Here is a 22,842-nt window from a genome sequence, read left to right as displayed (position 1 = left end):
TTCGAAAATCGAGGTCATCACCAAACCGGAATGGGCGCCATCAGGCGCCCTTTTTATGATCCAGTTGCAGATTCAGCTGGAGAATGTTGACCACCTGCGGGCCAAGGATACCAGCTTGTGTGGCCGACTTGACCTGCTCCGTCAGTTGGGCGGGATCCAGTCCACGTTCTTTGGCGACGCGGTCGACCTGAGCCAGCACCGCATCCAGCGGCAGGTGGGGATCGAGGCCGGAGGCGGAGCGGGTCAGCATGGCGGGGGTGCTGGTTTCAGGCTGTGCCTTGGCGGCCTGTTCGGCGAATTCTGCCCGCAGCGGCGAGCTCATCCCCAGATTGCTGGCGCTGCCGCCTATGGTGTTGAAATCGCTGGCGGAGGGGCGGGGATGGAAGTAGTCAGCCCGCTCGAATTTCTGCCCCAGCAGGGCGCTACCGATGAGTTGCTGCTTGCTGTCGGTCAGCTGGCTGCCGTTGGCCTGCCAGGGGAACAGCAGTTGGGCCAGCCCGGTCACCGCCAGCGGATAACCCACTCCCAGCAGCAGGGTCAGGGTTAACAGGGTTCTGATTGCTATCATGATTCTCTTGCTCCAAATGGATGGCAGGGGATGCGGGTCTGCCCCGCATCCCGGTTATGTCGTTACACCAGACCCAGGCCGGTAATGACCAGATCGATCAGCTTGATGCCGATAAACGGCACCAGCAGGCCGCCGACACCGTAGATCAGCAGGTTGCGGCGCAGCAGGCTGGCGGCCGAGCCTTTCAGGTCGACACCACGCAGCGCCAGCGGCACCAGCGCCACAATGATCAGGGCGTTGAAGATGATGGCCGACAGGATGGCGCTCTGCGGGCTGCCCAGCTGCATCAGGTTCAGTGCCCCCAGTTGCGGGTAGGCGGCGATGAACAGGGCTGGCAGGATGGCAAAGTACTTGGCCACGTCGTTGGCGATGGAGAAGGTGGTCAGGGCGCCACGGGTCACCAGCAGCTGTTTGCCGACCAGCACCACGTCCAGCAGCTTGGTGGGGTTGGAGTCGAGATCCACCAGGTTGCCCGCCTCCTTGGCGGCCTGGGTACCCTCGTTCATGGCCAGCCCCACGTCAGCCTGCGCCAGTGCGGGCGCATCGTTGGCGCCGTCACCGCACATGGCGACCAGACGGCCATCGGCCTGCTCCTGCCGGATATAGGCGAGCTTCTTCTCCGGCGTCGCTTCGGCGATGAAGTCATCCACCCCGGCTTCGGCGGCGATGGCGGCGGCGGTTTTCGGGTTGTCGCCGGTGATCATCACGGTGCGGATCCCCATGTGGCGCAGGATCTGGAAGCGAGCCTTGATACCGGGCTTGATGATGTCCTTGAGGTAGACCACCCCCAGCAGTTTCTCCTGAGTGCAGACCAGCAGCGGAGTCCCACCCTGACGGGCGATGCTGTCGACTGACTTGAGTACCAGCTCCGGCACCGCCTTGCGGTCGAGGCTGAGGTAGTTCAACACGGCATCTACCGCACCCTTGCGATATTGATGACCGTTGCGATCCAGTCCGCTCAGGCGAGTCTCGGCGCTGAAGGGGATCACCTTGTCGCTCTCCAGCTGGCTCGGCTTGGCCATGCTCTTGCTGGCCAGAGTCAGGATGGATTTGCCCTCCGGGGTGTTGTCACCCAGCGAGGCCAGCATGGCGGCTTGTGCCAGCAGGGCGGGGTCGACGCCCGGTGCCGGGATCAGCTCGTCGGCCATCCGGTTGCCGAAGGTGATGGTGCCGGTCTTGTCCAGCAGCAGGGTGCGCACGTCACCGGCCGCTTCGACGGCACGGCCAGACTTGGCGATGACGTTCAGCTTCACCAATCGATCCATTCCGGCAATACCGATGGCGGAGAGCAGGCCGCCGATGGTGGTCGGGATCAGGGTGATAAAGAGAGCGATCAGGTAGAGACGCGGGACCTGGGTGCCGTTGTAGTCGAGGAACCAGGGCAGGGTGGCGACCACCAGCAGGAAGATCAGGGTCAGACCCACCAGCAGGGCGTCGAGCGCCATCTCGTTGGGTGTTTTCTGGCGCTTGGCCCCTTCCACCAGTGCGATCATCCGATCCAGCGTGCTCTCGCCCGGATTGTTGCTGACGCGCACCCAGATCTCGTCGGAGACGACCGTAGTGTTGCCGGTTACGCCGCTGCGGTCGGTACCCGACTCGCGGATGACGGGGGCGGATTCGCCGGTGATGGCCGCCTCGTTGACCGAGGCGATACCGGCGATCACTTCGCCGTCGGCCGGGATCATCTCGCCGCTGCGTACCAGCACCAGGTCCCCCTTCATCAGGCTGGTGGCGGGTACCCACTCGCCCTGACCATCTTTGGCATTCGCCACCCGACGGGCCTTGAGCTGGCTCATGCCCGCCTTCAGGCTGTCGGCGCGGGCCTTGCCGCGCCCCTCGGCCAGGGTTTCCGCGAAGTTGGCAAACCAGAGGGTCAGCCAGAGCCAGGCGGTCAGCTGCCAGGCCAGCGAGGGGGCGACGCCGGAGAAAGGCTGCCCCAGCAGGGACTCCAGGGTCGCCATGACTGCGGCCAGCCAGAGGGTGAACAGGATGGGGCTGCCAAACAGCGCCTTGGGATTGAAGCGATAAAGGGCTTCAACCATTGCCTGGATGATCTGTGATTTCTGTTTTTTGCCCTTCACCAACATGGTGTCAGTGCTCATTGCAGTGGACTTGCTCATTGGAAAGCTCCCAGCATCAGATAGTTGGCCATTGGCATCCGGATGGTGATCGACAGGGTCAGGTTCATCAGAATGCTCCTCCGATCAGACTCAGATGTTCGGCCACCGGGCCCAGTGCCAGCACCGGCAGGAAGGAGAGGCCACCTATCAGCAGGACGGTGATGATCAGCAGGGTAACGAACAGCGGGCCGCTAATGGGGAAGTCCCCTTCGCTCGTCTCCTGACGGGGCGCGCGGGCCAGCTGACCGGCGATGGCCAGTACCGGAATGATGTAGCCGAAGCGACCGAGCAGCATGGCCAGACCGATGGCGATGCACTGCCAGTTGTCACCGGCGGCAAAACCGGCGAAGGCGGAGCCGTTGTTGCCGGCAGCCGAGGCGTAGGCATAGATGAGGCGTGACAGCCCGTGCGGGCCATCATGGCCGATGATGGTGCTGGCATCCGGCATCAGCAGGGTGACACCACCGATCACCAAAACCCCCACCGGCATGACCAGCATGCTGGCGACCACCCACTTCATCTCGGTGATGCCGAGGCGTTTGCCCAGATAGGTCGGGGTACGTCCCACCATCAGGCCGCACAGGAACACGGTCAGAAGCACGAACAGCATCATGCCGTAGATACCGGAGCCGACCCCGCCGAAGATGACCTCACCCAGCAGCATGTTGATCATGCCCACCATGCCGCCGAGCGGAGTAAAGCTGTCGTGCATGGCGTTGACGGCACCGTTGGAGGCGGCAGTGGTCGCCACTTCCCAGATGCTGGAGAGCACAGGGCCGAAGCGGCTCTCCTTGCCTTCCCAGTTGCCAGTCATGTTGCTGGCGTCAGTGGTGAGCTGGGCGAGGGCGTGATCCGGTTTCAGCTCTTGGGAGAGGGAGACGAAGAGCCCCAGCACCAGCATGAGGGTCATGGCACCGAGAATGGCGCGGCTGTGGGCCATGTCTTTGACATAGCGGCCCAGAGTAAAGACCATGGCGGCGGCGATGGTGAGCAGGGCGACCATCTCCAGCCAGTTGGAGAGGGCTGTCGGGTTCTCGAACGGATGTGCCGAGTTGATGCCGAAGAAGCCGCCGCCGTTGGAGCCCAGCTGCTTGATGGCGATCTGCGAGGCCGCCGGGCCGAGGGGAAGCAGCTGCTCCTGACCTTCCATACCGTGGAACGGCAGATAGGCGGAGAGGCTTTGCGGCACCCCTTGCCATACCAGCACCAGCGCCATGATCAGCGCGATGGGCAGCAGCACATAGAGGCAGAAACGCACCAGATCCTGCCAGAAGTTGCCAAGGTTGATGGTCTGCTGACGGGCGATGCCGCGGAACAGGGCAATGGCGACGGCGGCGCCCGTCCCTGCGGAGACGAAGTTCTGGGTGGTCAGCCCCACCATCTGGCTGAAGTAGGAGAGGCTGGCCTCACCGGAATAGGCTTGCCAGTTGGTGTTGGTCATAAAGCTGACTGCGGTGTTGAAGGCGAGTTGCCAGCTCAGACCCGGCAGTTGTTGCGGGTTGAGGGGCAGCAACCCCTGCGCCATCAGGATCAGGAACAGCAGACCGAAACAGGCGCCATTGAAGGCCAGCAGGCTGAGGGCGTAGGACTTCCAGTCCTGCTCCCGTCCATCGGTGCCACAGCAAGCCAGCGTGGCGCGCTCGACCGGTGCCAACCAGTGGATTTTGCCTTCAAATACCCGGTAGATGTAGTTGCCCAGCAGCGGTGCCGGCAGCAGAACCAGCAGCACGAAGGCTACCGGATAGATTATTTCTTGCCACATGTTCTAGTTCCTCACTCGTGACTGCGCGTGAGTGCGCGCATCAGATAGGCCATCAAGGCGAGGACGAGCAGCAGATATAGCCAATTCATATCGACTCCATTGAGATAATTAGCTGCGAGAGCCGATGTAAGACCATATCGACTCTGTTGGTGTCATTGACGCTGAAAAGGGTATGTAAAACAGGCGTAAAAGCGCCATAAAGCGCCATGTGGCAGGCGTAAAATCGGCGTAAAGAACGACGGATTTGCGAGAGAAATAGCGAGGAGGGATCAAAAAACCCGGCCTGAGCCGGGTTTGGGTGAAGGGGTTACATGGCTGCAGAAGCCGGCTGCTCGTGACAGGCCAACTTCATCTGCCCTTAGCGCATAGTGACGAACTCTTCCGCGCTGGTGGGATGAGGCATGGGAACGCAGTTGTTGAAGTTGGCCTGATAATGACAGGCCAACTTCAAACGTACCTATCGCATTGTCACGAACTCTTCGGCACTGGTCGGATGGATAGCAACGCAGTTATCGAAATCTGCCTTGGTGGCACCCATCTTCATGGCGACGCCGAAGCCTTGCAGAATCTCGTCCATCGCAAAGCCGATACCGTGCAGACCGACCACCTTCTCTTCCGGGCCGACACAGACCAGCTTCATCCGGGTGGGCTGGCGATGCTGGGTCAGTGCAGAGTACATGGCGGTGAACTGGCTGCGGTAGACCTTCACCTGATCCTCGCCGTATTCGGCGATGGCTTCCGGTTCGGTCATGCCGATGGTGCCGATGGGCGGGTGGCTGAACACCACGGTCGGCACCAGATCGTAGTTGAGGTGCTCGTTGGGCTTGTTGTTGAACAGCCGCTCGGAGAGGCGGCGGCCCGCAGCGACGGCTACCGGCGTGAGCTGGATGCGACCCGTGTTGTCACCCACTGCATAGATGTTGGCGACGGCGGTGTTCTGGAACTTGTCGGTCGGGATAAAGCCCTTCTCGTCCAGCGTGATGCCTGCGGCGGCCAGATTGAGGTTGTCGGTAGCCGGTACCCGGCCGATGGCCCAGATCAGGCAGTCAACGGTGAGGTGACGACCATCTTCCAGTTGCAGGGTCAGGCTGTTGTCAGCGTTTTTGAGCACGGCTTTGGGAATGGCGTGGGTGTGCAGCTTGGGCCCTTCCTGCGCCATGATTTCCACCAGTGTCTCGTGGATCATGGGGTCGAAGTTGCGCAGCGGCGCGTGCTTGCGCACCACCAGATGGGTCTCTGAGCCGAGTGCCTGCATCACCCCGGCGATCTCGACTGCGATGTAGCCAGCTCCAACCACGGCAACCCGCTTCGGTTGTGCCTGCAGTTCGAAGAAACCGTCGGAGTCGATACCCAGCTCGGCACCCGGGATCGCCGGAATTTCCGGGCGGCCACCGGTAGCGATCAGAATGTGATCGGCCGTGTAGTGCTCGCCATTAACCTCGATGGTGTTGCTGCTGACAAAGCGGGCGAAGCCCTTGATGACGGTGATCTGGTTCTTGCCCAGCACGTTCTGATAGGACTGGTGAATGCGGCCGATGTAGGCCTGGCGGGACTCAACCAGCTTGGCCCAGTTGAAGTGGTTTAGAGTGGTGTCAAAGCCGTAGTCGGCGCCATATTTCAGGGCATCGGCGATCTGGCCGGCATACCACATGGCCTTCTTCGGTACGCAGCCTACGTTGACGCAGGTTCCACCCAACTCTTTGGCTTCAATCAGGGCAACTTTCTTACCGTACATGGCAGCCCGGTTGGCCGAGGCGATGCCGCCGCTGCCGCCGCCGATGGCGATATAGTCAAAATGCTGTGCCATTGCGAGGTTCTCCGCTCATTAAGAATGCAATCACAGCATGATGGGGATAAAGCGGCTGGCTCACAAGAGCCAGCGCTCAGTTATGTTGGATCGGCAGGCGAATATGGAACTGGGCGCCCTGGCCCGGTTCGCTGGCACAGCTGATACGGCCTTTCAGCAGTTGCACCACCAGGTTGTAGATGATGTGAGTGCCCAGACCGCTGCCGCCCTGACCCCGCTTGGAGGTTACGAAGGGATCGAAGATGCGCGGCAAGATTTCGGGTGGGATGCCGCGGCCGTTGTCCGAATAGTCGATAAACAGCTCTTCTCCCTGCTGTTCCACCTTGATGGTGATCTTCTTCGGTTTGTCCCAGCTGTCGAACCCGTGGTTGATAGAGTTGAGGATCAGGTTCGAGTAGATCTGGGTAAAGCTGCCAGGGAAGGAGAAGATCGACAGCTTGGGATCGCACTGGATATCCACTTCGCACTGGCTCTTTTTCAGTTTGTGACCGAGAGATACCACCACCTGATGAAGGTTGTCGGCGAGGCTGAAGTTGTAGCGTGCTTCTGATGACTGGTCGACAGCCACCTGCTTGAAGCTGGCAATCAGCTCCGAGGCGCGCCGCAGGTTGCTCTGCAGCAGTTGCATCGACTCGTCGAGGTTGACGGTGAACTCGTTGAGATAGGAGCGCGACAGCTGTTTTGACTCTATATGAGATTTGAAATCGGCGACCCGCTCCTGCAGGTAGGAGGAGGCGGTCACGCTGATGCCGATGGGGGTATTGATCTCGTGTGCCACCCCGGCCACCAGCGAGCCGAGGGAGGCCATCTTCTCCGACTCCACCAGGGTTTGCTGGGCTTGTTTCAGGTCGTCGTACGCCTTGCCCAGCTGGTTGTTGGCTTCGCTCAGGCTGCGGGTACGCTCCACCACCTTGCCTTCCAGCTGCTCGTTGAGCTGGATTATCTCCCGCTCGACCTTTTTCAGCTGGGTGATGTCGTAGCCGAAGCCGATCTGGTACTTGAGGTTGGGACCATCGTAGAAGGGTACGAAGGTCCACTGCAGTACCAGCTCATGAGCCTGCTGGTCATGCATGATGACCTCTTTGTCTGACAGTGAACCCTCCGCCGCCAGAATATCGTTCAGCTCTTCCCGTTGCGCCGGGCTGACAAAAAGATCCAGCCAGTTGTGTTGCAACAGCTCCTGCTGGTGGTAGCCGGTCAGCAGTATGGCTGCCGGGTTGATGCTGGCGATGGTCAAGTCTGGTTCCATGCAGCAGATGACCATGTTGGCGGAGTTGATCAGGGTGGCGGAGAAATCCCGCTCCTGTTGCAGCTGTTCCACCGCCTGATGACGAGCGACCAGCTCGTCACGTAGCCGGGTGCGCATCTGGTTGAGGGTGGAGACCAGGGTATCCAGTTCGTCGGGTTTCTTGCGTGGTTGCGGGCGGCCTTCCAGCTCCAGCGCCATGTCGAGCCGATCGAGGTTGAACTTCTGGGCGTAGTTGGCGATGCGGTTGATGTGCCTGACCACCAGATAGTAAATGATGATCAGAATGCAAAATGAGACTACCAGGGTCTTGATGGTCTGGCTGACCATGATCAGCACCGATTTTTCGATGAGGCGCTGGTAGATCTGTTCGAGAGAGGCGGCAACGAACAGCTTGCCGACAATCTCCCCCTGATAGGTGAGGTTGAATTCTCGGGAGATATCATAGCTTTCCCGCTCGACCCCCTGGGTCAGCAGCGGGACTTCGGAGTTGCCGAGCATCTCCTTGACCATCACGAACTGCATGTTGGGCAGGTTCATGATCCCTTCAATTTGCACTTTGACCTGCTCTTCATCCAGGTTCCACAAGCTGGCGGCGATGGGTTGCAGGAACGAGGCCTCGATCTGGCCGATGCTGTCTTCGATGACGGCAACATCCTTGCGGTAATCCCAGGCGAGTTGCAGCGCCGTAATGATCATCGCCAATACGGTACTGCAGACCAGAATGTAGGAGAGCAGGCGATATGAGAGTCCGTTGCGGCCTACGGCCCTGGCGGTCTTGGTGAAGAGTCCTGACATGGCGTCCTTGCGGTCTGGATGTGGTGTTTTTTAGTTTAACTGCTTCATGCACTTATGTCGTCTTTCCTGCGAAGCATAAAAAAGGCCCCGATACGGGGCCTTTGCATGTCATTAATGATTAATGTCCGCCGTTTGCTTTGGGCGGAATGGTTTCATCGAATACCGGCAAGGGTTTGTGCTCGGAAGCCAGATAGGTGTAGATCACCGGCAGCACGAACAGGGTGAACAGGGTACCGATGGCAAGACCTGCCACGATGACGATACCGATACTGAAACGCTGTGCCGCACCGGCGCCAGCGGCGTAGAGCAGCGGGATCAGACCGGCAATCATAGCGGCCGTGGTCATCAGGATCGGACGCAGACGCACCTTGGCAGCCTGCATCACGGCTTCCATCCGGTTCATGCCGCGCAGCAACTGCTCTTCCTTTGCTACTTCACAGATCAGGATACCGTGCTTGGTAATCAGACCCACCAGGGTGATGAGGCCCACCTGGGAGTAGATGTTCATGGTCGCCATCCCCCATGCAAGGGCAATCAAGGCCCCGCTGATGGCGAGTGGTACAGAGACCATGATGACCAGCGGGTCACGCACCGACTCGAACTGGATTGCCAGCACCAGGAAGATGATGGCCAGTGCCAGCGCGAAGGTGGCATAGAGCGCATTGCCTTCGGTGACAAACTGACGGGCTTCACCCATGAAGTCGTAACGATAGCCTTGCGGCAGCTTCTCGTCAGCGGTGGTCTGGAACCAGTTGATCGCATCACCCATGGCCACGCCCGGAGCCGGAACGGCGCCTATGGTGGCAGAGTTCAGCTGGTTGAAGTGGGGCAGGGCACGGGGCTCGCCAACCACTTCAATGCTGATCAGGCTGCCGAGCGGGATCGACTTGCCGTCTGCGGCCCGCACGTAATAGCCCTTGATGGACTCCGGATTGAGACGGTATTTGCGCTCGACCTGCGGGATCACCTCGTAGGAGCGGCCATCCAGGTCGATACGGTTGACGTAACCGTCCGCCATCATGGTGCCCATGGTGATACCTATATCCTGCATGGTGATGCCGTAGGCACCCGCCTTGTCCTTGTCGATGCGGATCTTCATGGTGGCTGAGTCGTAGTTCAGATCGAGATCCGAATAGACGAACTGACCGTTACTCTGCGCTGCTGCCAGAATTTCCCCGGCCACCAGGAACAGGCTTTCGAAGCTGTTCGGGGTGGTGATGACGAACTGGATCGGCAGACCACTCGATGCACCCGGCAGTTCCGGGAACTGGAAGGTGGTGATGGCCATACCCGGGATGTCTTTCACCAGATTGGCGACCCGGTCCAGCACCTCTTTCTGGCTCGCTTCACGCTGGCTCCAGGGCACCATGGAGGCGATACCGAACGCCTGGTTGGCGTTGAACACCCCTGAGAAGACCTGGGAGAAGGCGATCTCGGGCTGGTCGTCCAGGATCTTGTTCACATCCGCCATGGTGTTTTCGATGTAGTCCAGGTTGGCGTTGGACGGTGCGGTACCCAGCACGGCCATTACCCCCTTGTCCTCTGACGGTGCCAGTTCGCTCGGGATGAACTTGAACAGCAGCGGCAGGCTGGCGAAGACGATGACGGCGAACACCACGATGACGGGGCGCTTTTTCATCACGGCGTGCAGCATGCTGTCGTAGCGATCGGTCATCCGCTCCAGCAGGTGATGGACTGTGCTCTCGAACTTGCCTGGCTGCTCGTTGGCCTTGAGCATCTTGGAACACATCATCGGTGACAGAGTCAGAGCGATGATGCCTGAGACGAACACGGCACCGGCCAGGGTCAGGGCAAACTCCTTGAACAGGGAGCCTGTGATGCCCCCCATCAGGGCGATAGGGGCGTATACCGCCGCCAGGGTAACCGTCATGGCGATAACCGGTACCGCGATCTCGCGGGTACCGATAATGGCGGCCCGGAACGGTTCTTCCCCCTCCTTGATATGGCGGTCGACGTTCTCCAGCACCACGATGGCGTCATCCACCACCAGACCGATCGCCAGCACCATCGCCAGCAGAGTCATCAGGTTTATCGAGAAGCCGAACATATCCATCATCATCACCACGCCGATGAGACTGAGCGGAATGGTGATGATCGGGATGATGACCGCGCGGAACGAACCGAGGAACAGGGTGATGACCACCAGAACGATGGCGGCTGCCTCCAGGATGGTCTTGATAACCTCGTGGATGGACTCGTTGATCGCCACTGTTGAGTCATACATCACGTTGAGACGCATGGTGCTCGGCATATTGCGCTCAAGGCTCGGCAGCAACGCCAGCACATCGTGGGCGATGTTGATGGGGTTGGCTGTCGGCGCGGCGTTGACCGCCATGACCACGGCTTCGCGGCCGTTGGCGCTGGCGCGATAGATGTCGTGGCTCTTCTCGAGGGTCACCTTGGCAATGTCGGAAAGGCGGATCACCTTGCCGTCACGGGTAGCAACCACCAGACGCTTCAGCTCGTCGACATCCTTGACCTGGGTCTCGGCGTTGCCGTTGAACAGGGTAAAGTAACCGGTCGCCTGACCTGTCGCGGACTGATAGTTGTTGCTGTTGAGCACCGTCATCACGTCACTGGCAGTCAGGTTGAAGGCCGCCATCTTGGCCGGATCCAGCCATACCCGCAGGGCAAACTCGACACCGCCGTAGAGGTCAACCTTGGAGACCCCGCCGACAGTAAAGAGCTGCGGCTTGATAACCCGCTCCAGATAGTCGGTGATCTGGCTGGAATTGAGCTCCGGGCTGGTAAAGCCGAGGTAGAGCACCGCCGTGGTTGAACCGGTGGAGGAGGTGACCGACGGGTCTTCCGCCTCTTTCGGCAACTGGGATCGCACCGAGTTCACCTTCGCCAGGATGTCGGACAACGCGGCGTTGGGGTCGGTGTTGAGCTTCATGTACGCAGTGATGGTGGAGCTACCCAGCTGGCTGGAGGAGGTCATGAAGTCGATGTTGTCGGCTTGCGCGACCGCCTGTTCCAGCGGCTGGGTGATGAACCCCTGGATCAGATCAGAACTGGCGCCATAGTAGCCAGTGCTGACGGTGATCACCGTGTTGGTCACCTCGGGGTATTCCCGTACCTGCATCTTGAAGATGGCCTGAAAGCCCAGCAAGGCGATCAGGAAGCTGAGCGAGATCGCCAGCACAGGCCGTTTTATAAATATGTCAGTAAATCGCATCGCAGATCTCCGCGCTTACAGCATCGGGGTTTGTGCCGGAACGGCCAGGGCATCGTTCTCGACCACATGCACCTTGGTGTCGTTGCTCAGGCGAACCTGACCCGACAGTACGATCTGGTCACCGGCCTGGATGCCGGAGAGCACATGCACATCGTTGCCACGGCGCTCACCCGCCTTGACCACAACCTGCTTGGCTCGCAGCACTTTCACCTTGTTACCCTCTTTGTCGGTCTCTTCGCCCTCTTTGAGCACGTAGACGTTCTGACCGTAAAGGGTGAAGGAGATAGCGCTCTGCGGGATCACGATCTGATCTTTCACCGTCGGCAGAATGATGCTGGCGCGGGCAAACATGCCGGAACGGAGCTGACCATCGTTGTTCGGAATGTCTGCCTGTACCTGGATCAGGCCGCTCTGGAAGTTGACCGCAGGCTCGATGGCGGTGATGTGACCGTCAAACTGGGTTTGCGGATAGGCATCCACATTGATCTTGATGGTTTGGCCCAGCTTGATTTTGGAGATATCGGTCTGGGGCACGGTGAAGCGCAGGCGCATCACGCTGGTATCTTCCAGGCGCACGATATCGGTGCCCGGTTGCAGATACTGACCGAGGAACACATTGCGCAGGCCGACCACGCCGCTAAAGGGCGCACGCACTTCACGACGGGCAATGGTCGCCTTCAGACTCTCGATATCCGCTTCCAGCGAGCGATAGGCCGCTTCCGCCTCATCCAGCTGCTCTTTGGAGATGGAGCTGGTCTTGTAGAGGTTCTGGAAACGATCGAACTTGGCTTTTGCCGCCGGCAGCTTGGCCTGGGAGGCGCGCAGATTGGCCCGCTCCACGGTGGAGTCCAGGCTCAGCAGCAGCTGGTCAGCCTTGACCGGTTTGCCTGATTCGAAGGTGATGGCGTCAATGGTACCTGCCAGTTCGGTGGAGAGGGTCACCCCCTGATTCGGCTCGATGAAGCCGATCGCTTCGATGGTCGGTACCCAATCCTGCGCCTTGGTCACCATGGCGGTGACGGGGAACTCGGGTTCCGGCCGGTTGGCCATGTATTGGGCAATCATCTTCTGTTTGAACAAATTGAAGCCGATGACGCTGCCAAACAAGGCGATCGCTATCAGCAACATAATGGCCATCCACTTTTTCATGAACAGGCTCCTGAGGTGGAAAGATTGGGGGATAAAATGGCATTCCAGCTGGCCCGGATCGCGGTTTCCAACTGCGATTCGGTCAGCGTGATGTTGTGCACCCTGCACTGCAGGGCCAGATGCATGACACTGTCCAGACTCAACACCTGGAGTGCCCGTATCGGTAAATCAATAAACAATCCTTGTTCAACGCCCTGTTCAAAAAATCGGTCCAGAGGCTCCCAGGCAGCCAGAATGACAGGATTGGTCTCCAATTCTGCCCCTAGCGGAGAGCTCTCGTACTGCAATTTGCACCGGATAGCGTTGGGTTCGTTAACAAAAATGGCATGAATATTGAGCCATAATTGGCGAAATTGTTGAAATGAAACTTTATCGATTGCTACATCGGCCATGACCATGGGCACACACTGCAAGATAGTGTGCTGGTGCAGTTGCCGGATCAGATCATCCTTGTCGCCGAAGTAGCGATAGATGGTGCCGGTGGCAACATTGGCCTTCTTGGCGACTTCCGCAATCGACAGACCATGAAAACCCCGTTCACCCAGCACCTCATGGGCCGCGTTGAAGATGCTCTCTTTTTTATCCAGAATCATCAGTGTGACTTTCGATTGAATGAACGTTCATTCATTCTAGATGGGCATCAAATCAAGTCAAGGCAGCAAGGCGATTTGCGACTGCGATCTGCCCCTTTTCGGCTGGCAGCAGGGGAATAGTGGAAGAAAAGTGCGCAATGTGCTTGAAAAAACAACGAACAGTGCTTCGGTGACAGAAAAGTGTAGACAAACCAGCAACCATCATTAATAATGCGCCCCGTTCGACAGCGTAGCGCCCGTAGCTCAGCTGGATAGAGCGCTGCCCTCCGGAGGCAGAGGTCACAGGTTCGAATCCTGTCGGGCGCACCATCAAAAGTGCGTCGGTTAAACGGGCGTTGTTGTGGAACGAAAACAGCTGTGGTGGCTGTAGCTCAGTTGGTAGAGTCCCGGATTGTGATTCCGGTTGTCGTGGGTTCGAGCCCCATCAGCCACCCCATTTTACAGCTTGTCAGGTACGCGAAGGTGGCGGAATTGGTAGACGCGCTAGCTTCAGGTGTTAGTGCCCCCCGGGTGTGAGGGTTCGAGTCCCTCTCTTCGCACCATACTTGCTGTATGACGAGGATGACCATCAGGTCGTCTTTGTTTTTTTGAAGTAAACTATTTTGAAAGAAATAGCCTCGGTGATTAGCGCAGTCCGGTAGCGCATCTGGTTTGGGACCAGAGGGTCAAAGGTTCGAATCCTTTATCACCGACCACATTTAGAAAAACCTCGCTTCGGCGGGGTTTTTTGCTTTCCGGCCTCCGCCGTGCCAGCACTCTCTCCCTGTTACGTCTGTTTACACTCTATTTGGGCAGCGCGCCCCGCCTTTCGGTTATGCTTCAGCCTCGAGTCACTGACAACCGGATGTCATCGGCCCATTTCAGGCATTTTTCCATGAATAACAAAATTTCCTTTGCTTGCTCACCTGCCATGCTGGCAGCCTTGCTGCTGGGTGGCTGTACCATCAAGCCGCCATCCACCGATGTGATGATGGGCTCCATTGCATCACAACCGCAGGAGGAGCGTTCTCTCTCCCCCTTGCTGACCAGCGGTGATTTTTGCGTTGCGGTGTCCCAACAGAAGGTGTTGGCACAACCTTGCAGCGGAAAAGACGATCAACTGTTCGAGTGGGATCTGGGTGAGTTGCGCCTGCAGGATCTCTGCCTGCAAGCCAAAAACGACAGCGAAGTGATGCTGGCACCCTGTGACGGTCAGGCGCAGTGGGAGTGGCAGAAAGACAGGCTGTTCAACAGCAAGATCTCTCGCTGCCTCGATGTGGCCGGGCGACGCCATACCCCCGGCACGCCGCTGCGGCTGGCTGAATGCTACGGCGGGGCGAACCAGAGCTTCAGTTGGCAGCGGCCCAATCCCTGGCTGGAAACCCTGAAAAAACAAAGCCTCACATGGTGAGGCTTTGCTGAATCGGATGGCGGGCTGAAGAGGATCAGGCTGCGCTGACGTTCTCCAGCTCGAACAGCTTCTCCAGATAGACGGCGACGCCATCTTCGTCGGAGGTGAGGGTCTGCTCATACTCCGGCAGCGCCATTTTCAGGCGGTCATGGGCGTTGCCCATCACGATACCGCGTCCCACCATGGTCAACATCTCGAAGTCGTTCATGCCATCGCCGAAGGCGATCGCCTCCGACATATCGAACCCGTTCTGCTCCAGCACGGCACGCACCGCATTACCCTTGTGCACCCCGGCGTGCATCACTTCGAGACAGTCCGGCAATGAGAAGGTGACGTTGAGCTGATCGCCGTAGCGTTGGTTGAGGTGCGCCTCGATCTTCAGCAGCTTTTCGTGGTCACCGATGTAGAACACCTTGTTGATCTGCTCTTTCGGTTCCTGCTTCAGGTCATCGACCAGACGGTAGGTGAACCCTGACTCGTCGTGGAACTGCAGCAACCAGGGCAGCTCCTCTTCCACCACCCAGTCATCACCCTGATAGACATTGAGGTGGATAGAGGGGTCGCGCTCCAGCGCAATCAGTTCGGCGGCAATCTCGGTCGGCAGCGGCTGGTTGAAAATCAGCTGATCCTGTTTGTCATGGACCACGGCGCCATTGGAAGTAATGAGGTAGATGTCCATCCCCAGCGCATCGCGGAAGCTGCGAACGTCAACGTGATGACGGCCGGTGGCGACCACGAATTTCACACCTTGTTCTACCAGGCGGTGCAGGGTATCCCGGGTACGGGGAGAGATCTGGTGCTGCTTGTTGAGCAGAGTGCCATCGAGATCGGATACAACTACCTTGAACATCATTACCTCGGCATCGATTGAAAACAGGGGCAGTTTACCTTAGCCCGCACTGTCACCCCATTTATTTAGGGTTACAAAAAATAGCCAGCTCAGAAGCGGGCGAAAAAGTCGACCATCGCGGTCAGGGCGGGCTGGCGTTTGTCATCGGATTCGATAAACAGCTCGTGCCAGGCTCCCTCGATGCGCAGCGGTTTGCCCCCTTCGCACTTGGCAATGGTGCAGAAGCGATCCTGCGCGGCATTGTCCACCACGCTGTCGTTGCCAGCCTGCAGCACCAGCAGCGGCGTCTTGATGGCGCCCGCATCGGCGATGGCGGCATCGGCACCGGTGATCCCCTGATAAATCCAGTGGGCGGTCGCGCCACCCAGCTTGATTTGCGGGTGCTGCTCGTAGATTTGGCGGAAGGCTTGATAGCGGGGCTGGCTGTGAGTCAGTTCGTTATCGGCAAAGCCGTGATCCTGATAGGCTCCCTGACCGGGGCCGTAGGGAGGCTCACCAATCCAACTGCCGACCGTGCCTATGGTGCTCGCCAATCCCTTGGCCAGCCACTTGGGCAGACCGCCGAGATTGATGCCCAGCATGGGGGAGGAGAGCACAGCCGCCTTGATATCATCGGGCCAGCGTTCCAGATAGCGGGCCGAGATGGCTCCGCCCATGGAGTGGGCCAGCAGGAACAGCTTGGCAGGCTGGTCCGCCATGATTATCTGGTCGTAAAACTGCTTGAGATCGACGACATAATCGTCGAACTGGTCGACATATCCCTTCTGCGGGTCATTCAGCATCCGGCCAGACATCCCCTGACCGCGATGGTCGATAAGGTAGAGGCTGTAGCCCTGACGCCAGAGATCCCACGCCAGCTCCTGATACTTGAGGTAGCTCTCGACCCTGCCATTGACGATCAGGATGGCGCGATCGACCTTGGCTTGCCGTAGCGCAGCATAGCGGATGGTCACCCCATCCTTGCCCTTGAACTCCCCTTCAACCGCATGCTGGCGCCAGAAGTCGGGCAGGGTTTGCTGGTAGAGGCTGGGTACATCGGCTTCGCTGGTGAGCTGATAGGTATTGGTCACGGCAAGGGCTCCGGCAGAAAACAGGGTCAGGGCCAACAGGGAAAGAGAGAGGGGTTTCATCAGGCACACTCCAGTTGCCAATGGTGATAAAGGGCCGCGATATCCTCCGAGCAGAGCAGCGCCATGCTGGCTTGCAAGCGAGGCAGGGGCCAGTCCCACCACTGCATCTCTTGCAGCATGAGGATCTGCTCATCGCTGAAACGGCGGCGGATCTGTTGGGCCGGGTTGCCGCCGACTATGGTGTAAGGGGCCACATCTTTGGTCACCACGGCGCGGGTGGCGATGACGGCGCCGTCACCTATGGTGATGCCGGGCATGATCATCGCTTCCGAGCCGATCCAGACATCGTTGCCAATCCGGGTGTCCCCCTTGCGCAGAAAGCCGCTGCGGGCCCCTTCGCCAAAGGTGTCGGGATTGAACGGGAAGGTGGAGACCCAATCCAGCCGGTGGCCCTGATTGCCCGCCAGCATGAAGGTGGCGCCCGAGCCGATGGAGCAGAACTTGCCGATGATCAGCCGGTCCACCTCGCCCCAGAGGCCGCTCTCCCAGGTGTCGCGGGTCGAGCCATCGCCGAGCAGGTAGCGGACGCAGTGATCCTCGAACGGCTTGCCGTGGTAGTAGCCGGAGTAGTAGCTGTAGTCGCCTGCCTCTATGTTCGGGTTGGTCAGGTGATCCCGGATGATTTGCGATTCCAGCCAGCTGCCAAAAGGGTTCTCCATCACTCCTCCTGCGGATCGTCCTGTTCGCTCTGCTGCGCCCACCCTTTGCGGGTCAGCTGCATCCGTTGCCACCACTCTTCGTCCGCCAGAATTTCACCGGCCGGGCCGAGCTGGGGGTAGGGCATCTCTTTCTCTTTGCAGAGCTGGGCATAGATAGGATAACCCCCCTCGAACAGGATGCTGTTCTGCTCCTCCAGCGTGAGCGGGCAGCCGCGCTGATAGCAACCGGCCAGCTCGCGCTGACGCTGCGCTTCGTAGAGGATGGCGGCAGCAGCCACCGAGACGTTGAGGGACTGCACCATGCCCACCATGGGGATGACGATATGGTGGTCGGCCAGCGCCAGCGCCTCTTCACCGATGCCGTGCTTCTCCTGACCCACCAGAATGGCGGTCGGTTTGGTGTAGTCGATGGCGCGAAAATCGACCGAGCTGTCTGAGAGGTGGGTCGCCAAGATCTGCATGCCGGAGGCTTTCAGCTCGGCAACGGCTGTGCCGATATCCGGGTGCAGTTTTACATCCACCCAGTTCTGGCTGCCGCGGGCGGTGCCCTTGCGCTTGTGGATCCAGGTTTTGGGCCAGACGGCGTGTACCCGGTGGATGCCGATGGCATCGGCGGTACGCACGATGGCGGCCAGATTGTGAGGTTTGTGTACCTCTTCCATACAGACGGTCAAATCGAGCTGACGCTGGGCCAGCATATCGGTGATGCGCTTGAAGCGTTCGGGGGTCATGGCTTGTCTCTATAAAAGCAGCAGGCGGCTTGCGCCGCCTGTGTTCAGTTCTTCTGTCGGCTCACCTTGAGCACGTTGGGCATCACGCGGATCTTGCGCATGATGTTGGCCAGGTGGATGCGGCTCTTGGTGGTGATGAGCAGGCTGACCTGATAGACCCGGCCATCCTTCTCTTCGGTGCTGATGGCGTGAATATTGGCGCCGGTGGCGGCAATCACGTTGGCCAGCTCGGCCAGCGCACCCTGATGGTTGACGATCTCGATGCTGATGCCGGTGCGGAACTCCTGTTCCTGCTCCTTGTCCACTTCCCACTGCACTGGCAAGTACTTGTCCGGCTCCTTGCTGTAGCCCTTGATGTTGCGGCAGGCTTCCTGATGGATCACCAGACCCTTGCCCGGGCTGATGTGGGCGATGATGGCATCTCCCGGGATCGGACGGCAGCAGTTGGCGAAGGTGACCAGCATGCCGTCGGCACCCTTGATCGGCATCTTCTTGCTGCTGGACTTGGGTTGCTCTTCCGGCGGCAGTTCATCCCCCAGCATGCGGCGCGCCACCATTACGCTCATGGCGTTGCCGAGGCCCACATCGGCCAGCAGCCCCTGCAGATTCTCATGCTTGGTATCGGCCAGCACCTGCTTGATGCGTGGCTCGGGAATGTCTTCGATATTCTTGGCGCCCAGCGCATGGTTGAGCAGGCGGCGACCCAGCACCACCGACTCTTCGGTGCGCAGGTTCTTGAGGAACTGGCGGATCTTGGAACGGGCCTTGGTGGTCACCACGAAGTTGAGCCATGCCGCGTTGGGGCGGGCGCCCGGTGCAGTAATGATCTCCACCGTCTGGCCCGAGTGCAGCGGGCTGCTGAGCGGGTAGGGGTGGCGGTCGACCCGTGAACCGACGCAGGCGTGGCCAATGTCGGTGTGCACTGTGTAGGCAAAATCCACCGGCGTGGCGCCAGCGGGCAGCTCCATGATGCGTCCTTCCGGCGTGAACACGTAGATCTCGTCGGGGAAGAGGTCAGTTTTGACCCCTTCAATAAATTCAAAGGAGCTGCCAGCGCTCTGCTGCAATTCCAGCAGGCTCTGCATCCAGCGCTGGGCGCGGATCTGGGCAGTGGTGCCCGAACTGTCGCCATCCTGCTTGTAGGCCCAGTGGGCGGCAACCCCTTTGTCGGCCATCTGATCCATGAACTCGGTGCGAATTTGCACCTCGACCGGTACCCCGTGCGGCCCCACCAGAGAGGTGTGCAGCGACTGGTAGCCGTTGGTCTTGGGGATGGCGATGTAATCCTTGAAGCGGCCGGGGCGCGGTTTGTAGAGGCTGTGCATCTGCCCCAGCACCCGGTAACAGGTATCTATGTCCTTCACCTTGACACGAAAGGCGTAGATATCCATTACCTCATGAAATTGCAGCTCTTTTTTCTCCATCTTGTTGTAGATGGAGAAGAGATTCTTCTCGCGGCCACTGACCTGATGCTCGATTCCCGCCTCTTTCAGGCGACCGCTGATTTCGCTCTGGATGGAGTCGATGATCTCGCGGCGATTGCCACGGGCACGGCGCACCGATTCGCGCAGCACGCGGGATCGCATCGGATAGAGCGCCTCGAAGCCCAGCTCTTCCAGCTCGTTCTTCATGGTGTGAATACCGAGGCGGTTGGCGATGGGGGCGAAGATTTCGAGGGTTTCCCGGGCGATGCGGCGGCGTTTGTCAGGGCGCAGGGAACCCAGAGTGCGCATGTTGTGGGTGCGGTCGGCCAGCTTGATCAGAATGACCCGGATATCCTGGGTCATTGCCATCACCATCTTGCGGAAGTTCTCGGCCTGCGCCTCTTTGCGATCGCGAAACTTCAGCTTGTCGAGCTTGGAGACCCCGGCCACCAGCTCGGCGACGGCATTGCCAAACTGTTCAGCCAGATCGGCCTTGGTGACAGAGGTGTCTTCAATGACGTCGTGCAGCACGGCGGCCATCAGGGTTTCATGATCGAGGCGCATGTCACCCAGGATCCGGGCAACGGCAACAGGGTGGGTGATGTAGGGTTCGCCACTGGAACGCATCTGGCCCTGGTGGGCATCACGGGCCACCACATAGGCTTGCTTGAGCTTCTCAACCTGCTCTGGCGGCAGGTAGGAACTGGCTATTTCTTTAAGGTTTTCAAATAAATACAAGACAGTCCCCGCAGCGGTGAAACGGCAATTCGTGGAATTGAGGGTATAGCCCTGAGTTTGCGAGGTTTTCGAGCGGTTGTAAATGGGGATGAACAGTCGGCACCCGGGCGGGTGCCAACCGGAGGAATAACTTAACCGCGGCCTTCGGCGATGGCAGCAACGGCAGCCAGCTCGGCGGCTTCCTGCTCTTGCTGTTCGTAGCGGTCCTGGGTGTCCATCACTTGATTGTTCACCAGACCCAGCTCGATCTCACGCAGGGCGATCACAGTCGGCTTGTCGTTCTCTTCGTCGACCAGGGGATCTTTGCCTTGTACCGCGATTTGACGAGCGCGGCGCGCGGCGACCAGCACCAGGTCAAAACGGTTACCTACCTGTTTTACAGCATCTTCTACAGTAACGCGTGCCATGCAGGACTCCAGTGTTTGGGCTTTCTGTATTTAGAAAAGCAGTGTTTAAAAATGACGCAAAAGTTTACTTGTTTTTGGCTTACTCTGCCAGTAGCTGTTGCAGCAAGTTTTTTTGAGCCTGTTGCTGGTGACGCATCTCCAGCCGTTGGCACTCAATAATGGACCTGAGCTGGAACAGCGCCTGCTCGAAGTCTTCATTGATAATGACATAGTCATACTCGTCGTAGTGCACCATTTCGGCAATGGCTTTCGCCATCCGGCCGGCAATCACTTCGGCGCTGTCCTGACCGCGCCCAATCAGGCGGCGTTCCAGCTCTTCGCGGCTGGGGGGCAGGATGAAAATGGATTTGGTCGGCATCTGCTCGCGGATCTGGCGGGCACCTTGCCAGTCGATGTCGAGGAATACGTCGATCCCCTTGGCCAGACAGGCTTCGATGGCGGCGCGTGAGGTGCCGTAGTAGTTGCCGAACACTTCGGCCCACTCCAGAAAATCACCGCGTTCGATCAGTGCCTTGAACTCTTCCACCTGAACGAAGTGGTAGTGTACACCGTGCTCTTCGCCAGGACGGGTGGCGCGAGTGGTGTGGGAAACCGACAGCTGCATCTTGCCCGCAGCGTTATGTTGGGTCAGCAAGGCATTGAGCAGACTGGATTTACCCGCGCCGCTCGGAGAGGAGATGATATAGAGAGTGCCTTGTTGCGCCATATTATTACCTTTAATCGAAACCGCTGTTTTGGTTGTAGCAGAGACCGCCGTCTTGTGCCCGAAAGGGAGACAGCCAAACGCAAAACGCGGAAAATTCTTGAGTCAGGAGGATGTAAAGGCGGCGAATTTTACCAGAATGCGGCGAATAAAAAAACGGCCGGAATCATATTCCAGCCGATCAAAGTATTCGTAGCTTGCTGCGGGAGCGTAACCCACATCAGCCTGCATTGTGCCTTTGGCTGAGGGCAGAGGCTATCAGGTTATCCCTGCCTGATGGCTCGGAATTCCCGAGGTGCCCTGTCACTACGGCAGTTGACGATCTGCGCAGAGCCGATCGAACGCGGCGATCACCTGCTCATGGGTTATCTTGGCCATGGCCTCCGGGTCTTTGAGGCGGGTGCGCCAGCTCAATTCGGCCAGCGGCTTGCCGGTCTCCTGCTCGACCAGCTCCTGATAGACGCTGACCACGTAGTCGCGGCACAGATAGGGGCCGGTGCGGGCCGGATTGTGGTGGGCATAGAGACCGATCACCGGCGTGCCCACTATGGTGGCCATATGGGTGGGGCCGGTATCGGGGGCCAGCACCAGACTCGCCTCACCAATCAGCGCCAGCAGCTGCTTGAGGTTGGTCTGCCCCACCAGATCGACCGGTTTGCTCTGGCTTAAGCGCTGGATCTCGGCAGCCAGATCCCGCTCCAGTTTGGCAGGCCCGCCACAGAGATAGACCTGAAAGCCCTTGTTGGCGGCGTGATCTGCCAGCGCGGCATAGCCTGCGGCCGTCCAGTTTTTGAATGCCTTGCTGGCGGCTGCGCAGATAAGCAGAGTCGGTTTGCCGCCAATCTTCTCCCTTGCCCACGCCTGATGATCAGCGCTGATGGGCAGTTGCCAGTCCGGGGTCAGATCCTTGATGCCGAGCTCTTTGGCGAAAGCGAGGAAACCGTCCAGCACATGGGGAGAGGCAGGCGAAGGCACCTTGTGGTTGGTGAACAGCCACTGGCCGTCGTTGGCCCGTTCCCGATCAAACCCGAGTTTGACCTTGGCGCTGATGCCGAGGGTGGCGATGCTGGCTCGCATCGCTGCCTGCAGGTGGAGCAGGGCATCGAATTTGCGCCCCTTGAGGGTATGCCAGAGATCGCGATAGCCGCGCCACCCCTTGCTCTTGTCGAAGGGGATGACTTCGACGCCGGGCAGATCAGCAAACAGGGTTGCCTCGATTTTGCCGGTGATCCAGGTGATGCGGGTTTGTGGCCACTCCCGCTGGATGACGCGCACCAGCGCCAGTGCGTGGCAGCAATCCCCGATGGCGGAGAGCCGCAGGATGCAGATGGAGGAGGGGGGCGTTTGAAATAGCGGCATGTTGTGGCGCACTGCTGGCAAAAAGGGTGGATGGCATTATGCAAACTCCCCTCTGGATTGTAAAATTGCGCACAATCGTCAGCCGGGATAGGTCGGGCCCAGCGCCATGACCTGTCTCTGCACGTTGTTGATTAAAGGCCACTATTGCGGGCATGCCAGAGCGGCAGCCTCATCGCCAATTGAAAAATTGCGATCCATGACCCACCGAG

Annotated in this window: 17 protein-coding genes and 4 tRNA genes; 5 read left to right on the top strand and 16 right to left on the bottom strand. The window is 59.1% G+C overall.

Features of this window, described 5'->3' with window-relative positions:
- Window positions 1-40: 40 nt before the first annotated feature.
- The 8 genes from AB5Y86_RS09915 to AB5Y86_RS09880 form a co-directional block, all read right to left on the bottom strand.
- On the bottom strand, window positions 41-568 hold the full coding sequence (locus AB5Y86_RS09915; RefSeq protein ID WP_368192779.1) for a potassium-transporting ATPase subunit C: 528 nt from the start codon (window positions 566-568) through the stop codon (window positions 41-43).
- A gap of 62 nt (window positions 569-630) precedes the next feature.
- Window positions 631-2,688, bottom strand: a complete 2,058-nt coding sequence (gene kdpB, locus AB5Y86_RS09910; protein WP_368192778.1) for a potassium-transporting ATPase subunit KdpB — start codon at window positions 2,686-2,688, stop codon at window positions 631-633.
- Window positions 2,689-2,755: 67 nt separating this feature from the next.
- A complete protein-coding gene (gene kdpA / locus AB5Y86_RS09905) occupies window positions 2,756-4,450 on the bottom strand; it encodes a potassium-transporting ATPase subunit KdpA (RefSeq protein WP_368192777.1) in 1,695 nt (564 codons plus the stop codon).
- A gap of 457 nt (window positions 4,451-4,907) precedes the next feature.
- Complete coding sequence (gene gorA / locus AB5Y86_RS09900; RefSeq protein ID WP_368192776.1) at window positions 4,908-6,257, bottom strand: glutathione-disulfide reductase; 1,350 nt, start codon at window positions 6,255-6,257, stop codon at window positions 4,908-4,910.
- A 76-nt stretch (window positions 6,258-6,333) separates the two neighbouring features.
- Entirely contained in the window at window positions 6,334-8,301 is a 1,968-nt protein-coding gene (locus AB5Y86_RS09895) for an ATP-binding protein (protein ID WP_236272352.1), read from the bottom strand.
- 118 nt (window positions 8,302-8,419) lie between these two features.
- Window positions 8,420-11,500 (bottom strand): multidrug efflux RND transporter permease subunit, encoded by a 3,081-nt coding sequence (locus AB5Y86_RS09890; protein WP_005355755.1) that lies wholly within the window; start codon window positions 11,498-11,500, stop codon window positions 8,420-8,422.
- A gap of 15 nt (window positions 11,501-11,515) precedes the next feature.
- A complete protein-coding gene (locus tag AB5Y86_RS09885; protein WP_005339268.1) occupies window positions 11,516-12,649 on the bottom strand; it encodes an efflux RND transporter periplasmic adaptor subunit in 1,134 nt (377 codons plus the stop codon).
- On the bottom strand, window positions 12,646-13,242 hold the full coding sequence (locus AB5Y86_RS09880; protein ID WP_005339267.1) for a TetR/AcrR family transcriptional regulator: 597 nt from the start codon (window positions 13,240-13,242) through the stop codon (window positions 12,646-12,648). The genes AB5Y86_RS09885 and AB5Y86_RS09880 overlap by 4 nt, the downstream gene beginning before the upstream one ends.
- Before the next feature lie 232 nt (window positions 13,243-13,474).
- On the opposite strand from AB5Y86_RS09880, the gene AB5Y86_RS09875 reads away from it, so the two are divergent.
- The 5 genes from AB5Y86_RS09875 (at window position 13,475) to AB5Y86_RS09855 (ending at window position 14,632) form a co-directional block, all read left to right on the top strand.
- Window positions 13,475-13,551 (top strand) — tRNA-Arg (locus AB5Y86_RS09875).
- A gap of 51 nt (window positions 13,552-13,602) precedes the next feature.
- Window positions 13,603-13,678: transfer RNA gene (locus tag AB5Y86_RS09870), tRNA-His, on the top strand.
- A 20-nt stretch (window positions 13,679-13,698) separates the two neighbouring features.
- Window positions 13,699-13,784 (top strand) — tRNA-Leu (locus AB5Y86_RS09865).
- Window positions 13,785-13,860: 76 nt separating this feature from the next.
- Window positions 13,861-13,937, top strand: a tRNA-Pro gene (locus AB5Y86_RS09860).
- A 179-nt stretch (window positions 13,938-14,116) separates the two neighbouring features.
- On the top strand, window positions 14,117-14,632 hold the full coding sequence (locus AB5Y86_RS09855; protein WP_368192775.1) for a ricin-type beta-trefoil lectin domain protein: 516 nt from the start codon (window positions 14,117-14,119) through the stop codon (window positions 14,630-14,632).
- Between the two features lie 34 nt (window positions 14,633-14,666).
- On the opposite strand, the gene AB5Y86_RS09850 is transcribed toward AB5Y86_RS09855, so the two are convergent.
- The 8 genes from AB5Y86_RS09850 to AB5Y86_RS09815 form a co-directional block, all read right to left on the bottom strand.
- Window positions 14,667-15,482 carry a Cof-type HAD-IIB family hydrolase gene (locus AB5Y86_RS09850; RefSeq protein WP_040069618.1) on the bottom strand — a complete coding sequence of 272 codons (816 nt, stop codon included), beginning with the start codon at window positions 15,480-15,482 and terminating at the stop codon, window positions 14,667-14,669.
- An 89-nt stretch (window positions 15,483-15,571) separates the two neighbouring features.
- Complete coding sequence (locus AB5Y86_RS09845) at window positions 15,572-16,612, bottom strand: alpha/beta fold hydrolase (protein ID WP_368192774.1); 1,041 nt, start codon at window positions 16,610-16,612, stop codon at window positions 15,572-15,574.
- On the bottom strand, window positions 16,612-17,271 hold the full coding sequence (locus AB5Y86_RS09840) for a CatB-related O-acetyltransferase (RefSeq protein WP_335818003.1): 660 nt from the start codon (window positions 17,269-17,271) through the stop codon (window positions 16,612-16,614). The genes AB5Y86_RS09845 and AB5Y86_RS09840 overlap by 1 nt, the downstream gene beginning before the upstream one ends.
- The gene (gene trmH, locus AB5Y86_RS09835) at window positions 17,271-18,002 is read right to left on the bottom strand and encodes a tRNA (guanosine(18)-2'-O)-methyltransferase TrmH (protein ID WP_021230464.1); all 732 of its coding nucleotides are present in this window, start codon (window positions 18,000-18,002) and stop codon (window positions 17,271-17,273) included. Before trmH ends, AB5Y86_RS09840 begins: the two co-directional genes overlap by 1 nt.
- A gap of 44 nt (window positions 18,003-18,046) precedes the next feature.
- Window positions 18,047-20,164, bottom strand: a complete 2,118-nt coding sequence (spoT, locus tag AB5Y86_RS09830; RefSeq protein ID WP_019446267.1) for a bifunctional GTP diphosphokinase/guanosine-3',5'-bis pyrophosphate 3'-pyrophosphohydrolase — start codon at window positions 20,162-20,164, stop codon at window positions 18,047-18,049.
- 131 nt (window positions 20,165-20,295) lie between these two features.
- Window positions 20,296-20,571, bottom strand: coding sequence for a DNA-directed RNA polymerase subunit omega (rpoZ, locus tag AB5Y86_RS09825; protein WP_005307060.1), 276 nt, complete (start codon window positions 20,569-20,571; stop codon window positions 20,296-20,298).
- Window positions 20,572-20,650: 79 nt separating this feature from the next.
- Window positions 20,651-21,277, bottom strand: coding sequence for a guanylate kinase (gene gmk, locus AB5Y86_RS09820; protein ID WP_005357125.1), 627 nt, complete (start codon window positions 21,275-21,277; stop codon window positions 20,651-20,653).
- Window positions 21,278-21,580: 303 nt separating this feature from the next.
- Window positions 21,581-22,633 (bottom strand): glycosyltransferase family 9 protein, encoded by a 1,053-nt coding sequence (locus tag AB5Y86_RS09815; protein ID WP_270818432.1) that lies wholly within the window; start codon window positions 22,631-22,633, stop codon window positions 21,581-21,583.
- Window positions 22,634-22,842: the final 209 nt, after the last annotated feature.

Source organism: Aeromonas sp. s8 (genome assembly GCF_040907785.1).
Classification (GTDB): Bacteria; Pseudomonadota; Gammaproteobacteria; order Enterobacterales; family Aeromonadaceae; genus Aeromonas; species Aeromonas veronii.
This window is presented reverse-complemented; position numbering and strand designations above follow the sequence as displayed.